The 11,568-nt window shown below is 74.9% G+C and carries 12 protein-coding genes; 3 read left to right on the top strand and 9 right to left on the bottom strand.

Annotation, left to right across the window (positions count from 1 at the left end):
• Positions 1 to 12 precede the first annotated feature (12 nt).
• From EXE57_RS00060 to EXE57_RS00030, 7 genes are all read right to left on the bottom strand, one after another.
• Positions 13 to 462: a DUF3040 domain-containing protein gene (locus tag EXE57_RS00060; RefSeq protein ID WP_135072846.1), complete on the bottom strand. Its 450-nt coding sequence runs from the start codon at positions 460 to 462 to the stop codon at positions 13 to 15.
• Between the two features lie 116 nt (positions 463 to 578).
• Complete coding sequence (dinB, locus tag EXE57_RS00055) at positions 579 to 1,790, bottom strand: DNA polymerase IV (RefSeq protein WP_135072844.1); 1,212 nt, start codon at positions 1,788 to 1,790, stop codon at positions 579 to 581.
• 18 nt (positions 1,791 to 1,808) lie between these two features.
• Entirely contained in the window at positions 1,809 to 2,537 is a 729-nt protein-coding gene (locus EXE57_RS00050) for a methyltransferase (protein ID WP_135072842.1), read from the bottom strand.
• 55 nt (positions 2,538 to 2,592) lie between these two features.
• Entirely contained in the window at positions 2,593 to 6,393 is a 3,801-nt protein-coding gene (locus EXE57_RS00045; RefSeq protein ID WP_135072840.1) for a DNA polymerase III subunit alpha, read from the bottom strand.
• Entirely contained in the window at positions 6,383 to 6,862 is a 480-nt protein-coding gene (locus EXE57_RS00040; RefSeq protein WP_135072839.1) for an SAV_6107 family HEPN domain-containing protein, read from the bottom strand. The genes EXE57_RS00045 and EXE57_RS00040 overlap by 11 nt, the downstream gene beginning before the upstream one ends.
• Positions 6,863 to 6,872: 10 nt before the next feature.
• Positions 6,873 to 7,232 carry a DUF6504 family protein gene (locus tag EXE57_RS00035; protein ID WP_208542918.1) on the bottom strand — a complete coding sequence of 120 codons (360 nt, stop codon included), beginning with the start codon at positions 7,230 to 7,232 and terminating at the stop codon, positions 6,873 to 6,875.
• A 267-nt stretch (positions 7,233 to 7,499) separates the two neighbouring features.
• Positions 7,500 to 7,973 (bottom strand): hypothetical protein, encoded by a 474-nt coding sequence (locus tag EXE57_RS00030; protein WP_135072837.1) that lies wholly within the window; start codon positions 7,971 to 7,973, stop codon positions 7,500 to 7,502.
• A 65-nt stretch (positions 7,974 to 8,038) separates the two neighbouring features.
• Between EXE57_RS00030 and EXE57_RS00025 the strand changes: the two genes are divergently transcribed.
• From EXE57_RS00025 to EXE57_RS00015, 3 genes are read left to right on the top strand one after another with little or no spacing between them, the layout of a single operon-like run.
• The gene (locus EXE57_RS00025) at positions 8,039 to 8,512 is read left to right on the top strand and encodes a YbaK/EbsC family protein (protein WP_135072835.1); all 474 of its coding nucleotides are present in this window, start codon (positions 8,039 to 8,041) and stop codon (positions 8,510 to 8,512) included.
• A 40-nt stretch (positions 8,513 to 8,552) separates the two neighbouring features.
• Positions 8,553 to 9,146 (top strand): DUF4126 domain-containing protein, encoded by a 594-nt coding sequence (locus EXE57_RS00020; RefSeq protein ID WP_135072833.1) that lies wholly within the window; start codon positions 8,553 to 8,555, stop codon positions 9,144 to 9,146.
• 10 nt (positions 9,147 to 9,156) lie between these two features.
• Entirely contained in the window at positions 9,157 to 10,452 is a 1,296-nt protein-coding gene (locus tag EXE57_RS00015) for a phytoene desaturase family protein (protein ID WP_135072831.1), read from the top strand.
• Here the strand turns inward: EXE57_RS00015 and EXE57_RS19520 are convergent.
• Both EXE57_RS19520 and EXE57_RS00005 read right to left on the bottom strand, forming a co-directional pair.
• The gene (locus tag EXE57_RS19520; RefSeq protein WP_167305759.1) at positions 10,436 to 10,678 is read right to left on the bottom strand and encodes a hypothetical protein; all 243 of its coding nucleotides are present in this window, start codon (positions 10,676 to 10,678) and stop codon (positions 10,436 to 10,438) included. The genes EXE57_RS00015 and EXE57_RS19520 overlap by 17 nt on opposite strands.
• Before the next feature lie 40 nt (positions 10,679 to 10,718).
• Positions 10,719 to 11,537 carry a methylenetetrahydrofolate reductase gene (locus EXE57_RS00005; RefSeq protein ID WP_135080431.1) on the bottom strand — a complete coding sequence of 273 codons (819 nt, stop codon included), beginning with the start codon at positions 11,535 to 11,537 and terminating at the stop codon, positions 10,719 to 10,721.
• Positions 11,538 to 11,568 lie beyond the last annotated feature (31 nt).

Raw genomic sequence — 11,568 nt, 5'->3', positions numbered from 1 at the left:
GGCTCACCCGGCTCAGAAGCCGCCGCCCTCGCGGCGGCGGCGCCACCGCTCCTCCATGCGCTCGGTGAAGGAGCCGCGCTGGGGACGGCGGGGCTTGCGGCTCCGACCGCGGCCGCCTCCCTGGATCACGGTGAAGCCGCGACCCTCCTGGGGCGTCGGCTCCGGGGCAGCGGCCGGAGTGGTGCCGGCGGTGCGCTGGCCGCGGACGGCGGTGAGGCCGATGGTCGCGGAGGCGAGCATGACGAGGAACCCGACGATGCCGACCGGGATCTGCTTGGTGACCACGCCGGTCATCATCACGGCGACACCGGCGACGAAGAACACCCCGGCGATGATCGCGCGGCGCCGAGCCAGGCTGCGCAGCGAGGTGCCGCGCAGGGTGGAGGCGAACTTGGGGTCTTCCTCGACGAGGGCACGCTCCATCTGCTCGAGCAGTCGCAGCTCCTCTTCGGAGAGAGGCACGTTTCCTCCCTGGCTGGTCGGGCCCCGTGGCAGATCTTGCGCGGTGTGTGATCCAGCATAGGCAGCCCGTGGTCAGGTCGGTACACCCGATCCGGATTTTGTTGCTGCAGAACCCCTCAGCGCAGCAGGGAGGCGGGCTGGACCGCCGCATTCCCGAACCGCCTGGTCGCCCGGTCGACGGCCCGGTCCGCCTCCGGCCATCCGTGCTCGGGCTCCCCCAGCACCAGCTGCCGGTGCACGCGCTCGCGAGGCACCAGGCCCTCCGCCCGGACGCCGACCAGCCGGATCCGTGCGCGCTGCAGCCCGAGCGCGTCGAAGAGCCTGGTCGCGGCCCGGTGCACCTCCACGGTGACGTCGGTCGCCTCCGGGAGGGTGCGGGAGCGGGTGATGGTGGTGAAGTCGGCGAAGCGCACCGTCAACGTGATCGTGCGTCCGGCGACGCCGGCCACCCGCATGCGGCGGCCGACCTTCTCCGCCAGCCGCAGGATCTCCCGCACGATCACCTCCCGGTCGTCGGTGTCACGACCGAAGGTCTCCTGGGCTCCCATGGAGTGCTCGGGGTCGGCGGTCCCGAAGCCGCCGAAGGCGGAGGCGTTGCGGGCCGCGATCGGCCGCCGGTCGGCACCCCATGCCAGCTCGTGGAGGTGGCTGCCCAGGTGGTGGCCCAGCGCCCGCTGGAGGGTGGCCGGCGGGGTGCGGGCGAGGTCGCCGACGGTGTGCAGGCCGAGCCGCTGCAGCATCGCCGCGGTCTTCTCGCCCACGCCCCACAGCTCCCCCACCTCGAGCGGGTGGAGGAACCCGGCGACCTCCGCGGGCGGGACGACGACCACGCCGTCGGGCTTGGCCCGCCGGCTGGCGAGCTTGGCGACCGACGGGGCGGCGGCCACGCCGACCGAGCAGGTGACCCCCTGCTCGTCGTGGATCGTCGCGCGCAGCTGCTCGGCCACCTGCAGCGGCGACCCCAGCCGGCGAGCGGCACTGCGTACGTCGAGGAAGGCCTCGTCGAGCGAGAGCACCTCGACCTGCGGGGTGACCCGCCGGAAGGTCTCCATCACCGAGGTGGAGACCTGGCCGAGGGTCTCGAAGTCGGGCGCGATCACGACCGCCTGCGGGCACAGCCGCCGGGCGCGGGTCATCGGCATCGCCGAGCGGACGCCGTAGCGGCGGGCGAGGTAGTCGGCCGAGAGCACCACGCCCCGGCTGCCCCCGCCCACGATCACCGGCACCTCCGCCAGCTCGGGTCGCTCCCGGGTGGCGACCGAGGCGTAGAAGGCGTCCATGTCGACGTGGAGCACCGGGCAGTCCCACGACGGGTCGGGGCCGCTCATGCGGAGCGCCCCGCGGGGTCAGCGGGTGGCGAGGACGTGCAGCTGCGCGGCGAGCGGGAAGAACTCCGGGCGCTCGGCGACGGCCTGCTCGAGCTCGAGCAGGCTGGCGGTGGCACCGGGCTCGAGGTCGAGCAGCGACCCGGGCACGAGGTCGGAGAAGACCCGGACCGCGTGGACGGTGTCGGGGGCGAGGCCGGCCTCCGGCAGCATCGCGTCGAGCTCGTCGCGGGTGAAGCGACGGCCCGCCCGCCCGGCGACCACCTGGCTGTCGAGCAGGGCGTGCGCCTGCTCGAAGTGACCGGCCATCGCCCGCGCGACGACCGCGGCATGGCGCTGGGCGACCAGCAGGCTGAGCACCCCGCCGGGGCGCAGCACGGCAGCGATCGTGGCGAGCGCGGCGGCCGGGTCGTCGACGACCTCGAGGACACCGTGGCAGAGGACGACGTCGGCGCTGCCGGCCTCGGCGACGTCGAGCAGGCTGGACAGGTCGCCCTGCTGACCGGTGACCCGGTCGGCCACCTCGGCCTCGCGGGCGCGGCGGTCGAGGGAGGCCAGGGCGTCGGGACTCGGGTCGACCACCCGGACCCGGTGGCCGAGGCCGGCCACGCGGACGGCGAACCCGCCCGTACCGCCCCCGATGTCGAGGACGTCCTGGCCCGGGGACCGGTCGAGCACCGGCCGGAGCCCGGCCCACACCACGGCGGTCCTGGCCTCGCTGCGGCGCTCGCTGGCAGATCCGGTCGGCATGGGACCAACCCTAGAGCGTGGCCACCCACGGCAGTGCCGCCGGAGCCGGGTTGGGTCATCCCGGGCTCCCGGGGCTGCGGTGCCAGAGCTTCCTCGCGACGTCCTTGACCGCGTCGCCGGCCGGCTTGATGTCGGCGTAGGGGGACATCTGGAACCCGCTGGAGTGGACCAGCACCCGCTGCTGCGCCGGGGCCGTGAAGCCCGTGGGGACCTCCTCGATCGCCTCGTGGACCGCCGCCATCCCGTCGCGCTGCCACAGGTCGTGGAGGGCCGGCAGCTCCCAGGCGCCGGTGGCCCGCAACGAGACCCCGCGGTGGCCGGTCCGGCGGAGCACGCCGCGGACGACCAGCAGCCAGGAGCCGAAGACGGTGGCGGCGTAGGGACCCTGGGCGTCCTCGAAGAACGTCGCGTCGACCGGGCCGGTCGCGTCGTCCAGGGTCAGGAAGACCACCCGGCGGCCGGAGCGGACCGGCGGGGTCTGGGTGGCGACCTTGACCCCGGCGACCAGCAGCTCCGACCGGCTGCGGCGCGCCAGCAGGTCGCGGCTGCGGGTCACCTCGAGCTCGTCGAGGAACGCGGCGTAGCGGTCGACGACGTGGCTGCTGACGTCGAGCCCGAGGATCTCGAGCTCGGCACGCATCCGCTCGTCGGTCGTCATCTCCGGCAGCCCGCTGGGGTCGGCCTCCTCGGGGCGGTCGCCGAGGTCGAGGGTGAGCTGGACGGAGTCGACCGGGTCGGGCGGCGGGGTCGCGCGGGACTGGGCGCTGGCACGGGCCCACACGCCCCCGTCGGCGAGCGCGTGGCGCTCGGTGGCCGGGGCGGCCTCCCGGCTGGCGGGGTCGGTGCTGTTGCGGTCGGCCGCCTCGCGGGCGACCCGGGCCGCAGTGACCGGGCTGCGGCGCGCCCCCAGGCCGCGGCCCCGGGTCGCCCGGTCGAGCGCGCGGCCGTAGCGGTCGAGCTCCATCACCTGCAGCAGCAGGTCGCGCCGGGTCAGCCGCCCCTCGGCGGGCTCGTCGCCGCTGCCGATGGCGTAGAGGCGGTCGAAGGCGCCGGTCAGCACCAGCCGCTCCACGACCGGCCGGGACACCCGGGCGCGGTGCCAGAAGTCGCCGAGCGAGTGGTAGGGGCGGGCGGCCAGGATCCGCTCCACCTCGGTGTCGCTGATCCCCTTGACCTCGGCGAGCGCCAACCGGATCGCGTGTCCGCCGGAGCCGTCTGCGAGGCCCTCGGGCACCCGCTCCACGAGGTGGGCTCGACCGCTGGCGTTCACGTCGAGCCCCAGGACCGGGATCCCGCACTGGCGGGCGTCGTCGAGGATCAGCCGCTTGGGGTACATGCCGGGGTCGTGGGTGAGCACGCCGGCCAGGAAGTGGGCCGGCCAGTGGGCCTTGAGCCAGGCCGACTGGAAGGTGGGCAGCGCGAAGGCGGCGGCGTGGGCCTTGCAGAAGCCGAAGCTGGCGAAGGCGGCCAGCACCTCCCAGATCCGCTCGACCACCGGCAGGGGGTAGCCGCGGCCGAGCGCGCGCGGGAAGAACCACAGCCGCGTCTCGGCCATCCCGGCGGTGTCGCCGAGGGCACGCCGCTTCTCGTCGGCCTCGGCGTAGGAGATGCCGGCGAGCTGGGCGATCATCTCGATCACCTGCTCGTGGAAGACCACCACGCCGTGGGTCGGCCCGAGGATCGGCCGCAGGTCGTCGTGGAGGTACGTGGCCTCCCGCCAGCCCTGCTTGGCCTCGAGGTAGGGGGTGATCATGTCGCTCTTGACCGGGCCGGGCCGGAAGAGCGAGATGTCGGTGATGATGTCGGAGAAGGAGCCGATCCCGGACTTGCCGACCAGCTCCCGCTGGCCGGGCGACTCGATCTGGAAGACGCCCAGGGTCTTGGCGGCGCTGATCATGGCGTAGGTGTCGGGGTCGTCGAAGGGGACCTGCGCCTCGTCGTCGAGGTCGACCTCGACGTCGTCGACGCGCCGCAGCTCCGCGACCGCGTGGGCCATCGCCGACTGCATCCGGATCCCGAGCACGTCGAGCTTGAGCAGGCCGAGGTCCTCGACGTCGTCCTTGTCGAACTGGCTCATCGGGAAGCCGGCGTACGACGCCTCGACGGGGGTCCGGTCGAGCAGCGTGGTGTCGGAGAGCAGCACCCCGCAGGGGTGCATGGCGACGTGGCGGGGCAGCCCGTCGAGCCGCTCGACCAGCCGGAAGAACAGGTCGAGCCGCTCGTCGGTGAGGCCGCTGGCGCCGAGCTCGGGCAGGTCGCGCAGCGCGTTGCGGGCGTCACGGGCCCGGATGTGGGGGAACGCCTTGGCGATCGCGTCGATCTCGCCCGGGGGCATCCCGAGCGCACCGCCCACGTCGCGCACCGCGTGGCGGACGCGGTAGGTGTCCATCATCGACACGCAGACGCAGCGCTCGCCGCCGTAGCGGTCGAGGATCGCCTCGTAGACCTCGAGCCGCCGGGCCGACTCCACGTCGACGTCGATGTCGGGCAGCGACCCCCGCAGCGGGGAGAGGAAGCGCTCCAGCAGCAGCTCGTGGCGGATCGGGTCGACCCCGGAGACCCCGAGGAGGTAGTTGACCAGGCTGCCGGCCCCCGAGCCGCGGGCCGCGCAGCGCACCCCGAGGTCACGGATCAGGTCGGTGATGTCGCCGACGGTGAGGAAGTAGGAGGCGAACCCCAGCCCGCGGACCACCTCCAGCTCGTCGTCGAGCCGCTTCCAGATCCGCTGCCGCGGGGCGGAGCCGTAGCGACGACCGATGCCGGCCTCGCACCGCTCCCGGAGCAGCCGGTCGGCGGCGGCGGGGTCGCCCGCGAGGGCCGGGGTCGCCCCGGCCGCGGTCTCGAGCTCGGGCAGGTGGACCTGGCCGATCCCGAGGTCGGCCCGGGGGTCGAGGGCGCACCGCTCGGCCAGCGTCCGGGTCGCGGCCAGCAGCCGCTCGGCCTCGCCGGAGGAGTCGCCGAGCCCGGCCAGCCGGCAGACCTCCTCGGCCACCTCGGCCATCTGCTTGCCCGACTTGAGGAAGCCCTCGGCGTTGCCCCGGTCGACGTGCCGGCGGTCGAGGGCGACCAGCCGGCGGGCGGCGTCGAGGACGTCGACGGTCGGGGCGTCGAGCCGGTCGGCGTAGCGGACGGCGTTGGTGAGCACCGCTCCGAGCCCGGCCTGCCGGGCCACGCCGGCGGTCCGGGCGGCGTGGGCGGAGGTGCCGGGACCCCAGGTGCCGCCCCGACCGGGGAGCCGGTGGGAGACCAGCTCGAGGAAGAGGTTCTCCCGGGGGACGAGGTCGCGCCAGGACGCGAGCGCGGCCAGGGCCAGGTCGTCGCGGCGCCGGGTCAGCGCCGCACCGACCTCGGAGCCCGGGCCGAGCAGCACCACCACGTCGCCGCTCGCGAGGTGGGGGGCGAGCAGCGCGGCGGTCGCCACCGGTTGTCCCCGCTCGCCGGCGAGGTGGACCTCGGAGACCAGCCGGCAGATCGCCGCCCACCCGGCACGACCCCCGCCCTCGCCCCCCGCGTGGGCCAGCAGGGTCACCCGCGGCAGGCCGCCCCGGTCGCTGGCGGGGTCGCGGAAGCTGCCGCCGCGGACCGGGGTCCGCGGTCGCGCGGCCACCGGGGCGCCGTCGCCCACCGGCACGGTCGGCCGGTAGGCGAGGTCGACCCCGAGCACCGGCCGGACACCCGCCGACTGGCAGGCCCGGGCGAACTTGACCGCACCGTAGGTGCCGTCGCGGTCGGTGAGGGCCAGGACGTCCATCTCCTGCTCCACGGCCCGCTCGACCAGGGTGTGCGGGTGGGAGGCGCCGTACTGGAGGGAGTATCCGGAGGCGACGTGGAGATGGACGAACGGGTCAGGCGACACCGGCCCGTGGCCCCACGGCAGCACGCGGAGCGGCGATCCGGCCGGCCACGGCCGCGTGCGGGACCAGGCCGAGGCGCTGCTCGACCACGGCGAGGAACCGGTCGGCGTCACGGACCAGGTCGTCGGCCTCCCGCTCGGTGACCGCCCGGGTCGAGCCGGCCTCGGCCGCCGCCCGCTTGGCGGCGCCCGCCGCGAAGAACTGGGCCCACTCCCCCAGCTCGGGAGCCACCTCGGTGAGCAGCACCCAGGCGTTGCGCTGCGGCCGGCGGCGCGTGGGCGCCGGGCGCGCCCGGGCCGCGAGCAGCGCAGCCGCGGCCCGCAGCGCGGCGACGTGGGCGCAGGCGTAGCGCGCCGGGACGTCGGGGGCGAGGATCGCCTCCTGCAGCGAGGCGGCCGACCGCGAGAGGTAGGAGTGGGCGGTGGCCGGCAGGGCGTGGGGGCTGACGAAGCCGTCGTCGGTGTGGTCCATGGTGTCCTCCTCAGTCCTCGCAGCCGACGAGCTGCCAGCTGCCCTGCGTCCAGTCGAAGGAGAGGTCGAAGACCCCGCCGGCGTCCGCACCCCGGCCGGCCTCGACCCGCCAGAGCTCGCGCTCGACCAGCAGGTCGGTCGCGGTGGCGCCCGGTGTCGTCACAGGGGCCGTCGACGCCTCGTCGGAGCCGATCACCGCCCGGACCCCCGAGGACTGCCACCAGGGGCCGGTCTCGACCCAGTGGGCGAGCACCGCCCGCACCTTCCACAGCCGCCCGCGCCACAGGAACTGCTCAGGCCCCTCCCCACGATGGGCCGGGCCCTCCACCCAGCCACGGCGCACCTCCACGGGGTCGTCGTACCGCCTCACGACTGCTCCTTCCGGCGACTCTCGACCCCTCGACCCGCGTTGTCGGCCACCGGGGCGGGCACCCGCGGCACCGTCACCCGGCGGACCCGGCGGGGCGGGGGTCGAGGTCGCCCCACCGGGTCCGATCGTCCGAGACATCGAACAGATGTTCGAACAGGATCCAAGGTACACCCCACCCCCGACAACGCGTCAAGGAATCCGGGCGCGCCGGACCCGGGACCGGTCAGCAGGTCCCGGGGCGCCGATCAGGAGCCGGTCAGGAGCCGGTCAGGAGGTGTGCGAGCGCTGCTCGGCGAGCTGCGCGCCACGGATGAACTCGGCGGTGTCACGGTGGGCGAGCAGCCAGACCAGCACCCCGTTGAGCACCACCGCGACCGCCCCGAGCCCCAGGAGCAGGGCCGGCGGCTCCGCCCGGTAGATGACGAGCATCGAGAAGACGAACGCCACGGCCGTGGCACCCAGCGCGTAGCGCGCCCAGCGGTGCCCCTTGCCGAACAGCGACGCGAGCACCCAGACCAGCAGGGCGTAGACGATGAAGGACACGACGGCGACCGGCACGAACGCCGGCGGCGGGATCGAGCTCTGCTCGACGGCGTCGAGACCACCCCGCGAATCCGCCCACAGCTGGAGCAGGTCGTCGCGCAGCACGGCCACCATCGCCGTCCCGATCCCAGTCACGAGGACCAGCGCCGCCTGCACCCGGACCGCGTTGGTCACCGACCTGGGCCGTTGCCGCCCCATCCGTCCCTCCTCCGTGTCACCCCGGCCCCGTCCGGGTCACCGGACGGGACGACTAGGGTCGCAGTATGTCGACCGAGCATGCCGGGATCACCCGATTTCGGGAGGAGCACGCGCGACGCCGGGGCACCGGCGAGATCGTGGTCCTGCCCGAGTCGGTCCACACCGCAGCCCTGGCAGCCGAGGCCCTCGGCTGCGAGGTCGGCGCCATCGCCAACAGCCTCGTCTTCGACGACAACGGTAGTCCCCTGCTCATCCTGACCTCCGGCGCCCACCGCGTCGACACGTCGGCCACCGCCGCGCGGATCGGCGCCGGCCGCCTCGCCCGCGCGGACGCGGAGTTCGTACGCCGCCACACCGGGCAGGTCATCGGCGGCGTCTCCCCCATCGGCCACCCCGCCCCGGTCCCGACCTACCTCGACTCGTGGCTGCAGCGCTACGACGTCGTCTGGGCCGCGGCCGGCCACCCGGCAGCCGTCTTCTCCACGACGTACGACGAGCTGATCGCCCTGACCGGTGCCACACCGGTCGACGTCGACTGAGGAGCAGCCCTCCCTGCCACGGGGTCCCTATCATCGACCCGTGGAGTCCCTCTCCCTCGCCTTCTCCAGCGGCTGGGCCAGTGGCGTCAACGCCTACCTGGTGGTCCTGGTGCTGGGGCTCGCCGACCGGTTCGGCGACCTCGAGCAGGTCCCCGACGCGCTGGGGCGGGGCGACGTGCTGGTGGTGGCGGGCTTCCTCTACGCGATGGAGTTCGTCGCCGACAAGGTCCCCTACATCGACTCCACGTGGGACGCGATCTCGACGCTGATCCGGCCCACCGCGGGTGCGGTCATCGGTGTCCTCCTCGCCGGCGACGCGACCACCCTGGAGCAGGCTGTGCTCGGCGTGGTCGGGGGCGGGACGGCGCTCCTGTCCCACTCGGTCAAGGCCGGGAGCCGGCTCGCGATCAACTCCTCGCCCGAGCCGGTCAGCAACGTGGCCGCGAGCATCACCGAGGACCTGGCGGTCCTGGGAGTCGTGTGGTTCGCGATCGACCACCCCCGTGCCGCGGCCCTGATCGCCGGCGTGCTGCTCGCCGGCGGGCTGGTCATGCTCTACGTCCTGGCACGGCTGGTCCGTCGCGGGTGGCGTCGCTGGAAGCGCCGCGACGAGGAGCCGGCACCGGCCGGGTAGGTTCCTCGCCATGCGCGTCGTGGTGATCGGGGGCGGCCTCGGCGGGCTGGCCACGGCGGCGCGGCTGGCCAAGCTCCGCCACGAGGTCACCCTCGTCGAGCAGCAGCCCACCCCGGGCGGCGCGTTGACCCTGTGGAGCGAGGACGGCTTCGCCTGGGACCGCGGCGCCCACTCCACGCTGCTCCCCGCCGTGCTCCGCGACCTCTTCCGCAAGTCCGGGCGCCCGCTCGAGCGCGAGCTGGAGCTCGAGCCGGTCGAGGTGATCCGGACCCACCGCTTCGCCGACGGCAGCCGGCTGGACCTGCCGGGCGGTTCCCGCGCGGCCCAGCTGCGGGCGTTCGAGGCGCTGGCCCCGGGACTGGGTCAGGCGTGGCTCGACCACGTGGCGTCGTACGGCGAGGTCTGGGAGGCGCTGCGCCGCCACCACCTCGAGGTGCCGACGCCGCGCGACCGGCTCCCGCGCGAGGCCGTCGCCCTGCTCGACAGCCGGGAGATGCTCCACCGCCGGCTGCGCAAGGACTTCCGCGACGAGCGGCTGCGCCTGGTGGCGGGACACCGGTTCGTCGCCGAGGGGCACGACCTGCGCAACGTGCCGGCCTGGCTGGGGCTCCACTCCTACCTCGAGCAGCGCTTCGGCGCCTGGACCGCCCCCGGCGGGCTGGCCCGGGTCACCGAGGCGCTGACCGCGCGGATGGCGACCCGTGGTGTCTCGGTGCTCACCGGCACCACGGTCCGCGACCTCGTCCTCCGGGAGGGCCGTTGCGTCGGGGCGACGACCGACGCGGGCGAGCTCGACGCCGACGCCGTCGTCTGCGCGATCGACCCACGGCGACTGCCGACCGTCGCGCCGTACGTCGCCCGCACCATGCCCGCCCTGCCGCCGGTGGTGGCCCACGTCGGGCTCGCCGGCGAGGTGCCCGACGTCGGCCACGAGCTGGTGCTCCACGGCGACCCGACCCTGGTCGTCCGGGCCGGCAGTCGCGCACCCGAGGGCCACGTGGCCTGGACCGTGCACGGTCACGGCCGGCTGGCCGAGGACCTGCTCGTCGCGCTCGCCCGCACCGGGCTGGACGTCCGCCAGCAGGTCGTCGTGCGCGTCGACCGGTCTCCGCGTGCGCAGGTGGAGGAGGGCGGATCGGCGATGGGCGTGCTCTGGCAGGGCCGCGGCACCGTGCGCCGACGGCTCGGTCCGACCACACCGATCCCGGGGCTCTACGCGGCCGGTGCCCACGCCCGGCCGGGCGGTGGTGTGCCGTTCGTCGGCCTGTCCGCGGCGCTGGTCGCGCAGGTCATCGGGCCGGCCTGACGACCCCTCGCTCAGGCCCGCCGTGCCGCCACACGTGGCCGACCGCCGCCGCCAGCGCGACGGCCTGGACGGCCAGCCACAGGCCCTCACCGAGGCGGTCAGGGAGCCCGAGGACCTCGACGGCGACCCGGAGCAGCCCCAGCCCGAGAGCCGTGACGAGCCCGCCCAGGAGCACGCCCGTGACGATGGTGACCGTCTTGTCGTCACGCTCGACCTGGCTCTGCACGCCCCCATCCTGCTCCCGAGTGGCACGCAGCGCGACCGGGTCAGACGGTGATCCGCAGCGCGGCGAAGATCTCCCGGGTCGCCCGGGACCGGTTGAGCGTGTAGAAGTGCAGCCCCGGCGCCCCCGCGTCGAGCAGCTGCTCGCAGAGCTCGGCGGCCATCCGGATCCCCTCGGCGCGCAGCGCCGCGGGGTCGGAGGCGTGCTGCTCGACTCGGGCGCGCACCTCGGCCGGGATCTCGCGCCCCGACAGCTCGGCCATCCGCGTGACCTGGCCGAGGTTCAGGATCGGCATGATGCCGGGGAGGATCGGGAGGTCGGCGCCGATCGCCCGCGCCCGCTCGACCAGGTCGACGTAGTCGCCGACGCGGAAGACCATGTCGGTGATCGCGAACTCCGCACCGGCGCGCTGCTTCTGCAGCAGCACCTCGACGTCGCGCTCGATCGACTCCGCGCCCGGGTGACCCCCGGGGAACGCCGCGACACCGACCGTGAAGCCGCCGATGCCCCTGGCGAGCGAGACCAGCTCGTCGGCGTGGGTGAGCCCGCCCGCGGTCGGGGTCCACTCCGCGCGCGGCCCCTCGCGCGGGTCGCCGCGGAGCGCGAGCACGTTGTGGACGCCCGCGGCGGCGTACGAGGCGAGGATGTCGGTCAGCTCCTCGCGGGTGTGGCCGACGCAGGTCAGGTGCCCCATCGGCACCATCGACGTCTCGCGGGCGATCCGCCCGGTCACCCGCACGGTCGTGTCGCGCGAGGACCCGCCGGCGCCGTAGGTCACCGACACGAAGGTCGGTCGGTAGGGCTCGAGCTCGCTGATCGCCCGCCAGAGCTGCTCCTCGCCCGCCTCGTCCTTGGGCGGCATGAACTCGAAGGAGAAGGACCTCTCGCCCTCG

Origin of the sequence: Nocardioides euryhalodurans (assembly GCF_004564375.1) — a bacterium.
In the GTDB taxonomy this organism is placed as follows: domain Bacteria; phylum Actinomycetota; class Actinomycetes; order Propionibacteriales; family Nocardioidaceae; genus Nocardioides; species Nocardioides euryhalodurans.
Note: the sequence above shows the minus strand (reverse complement) of the source record. Positions and strands in the feature narration are given on the sequence as shown.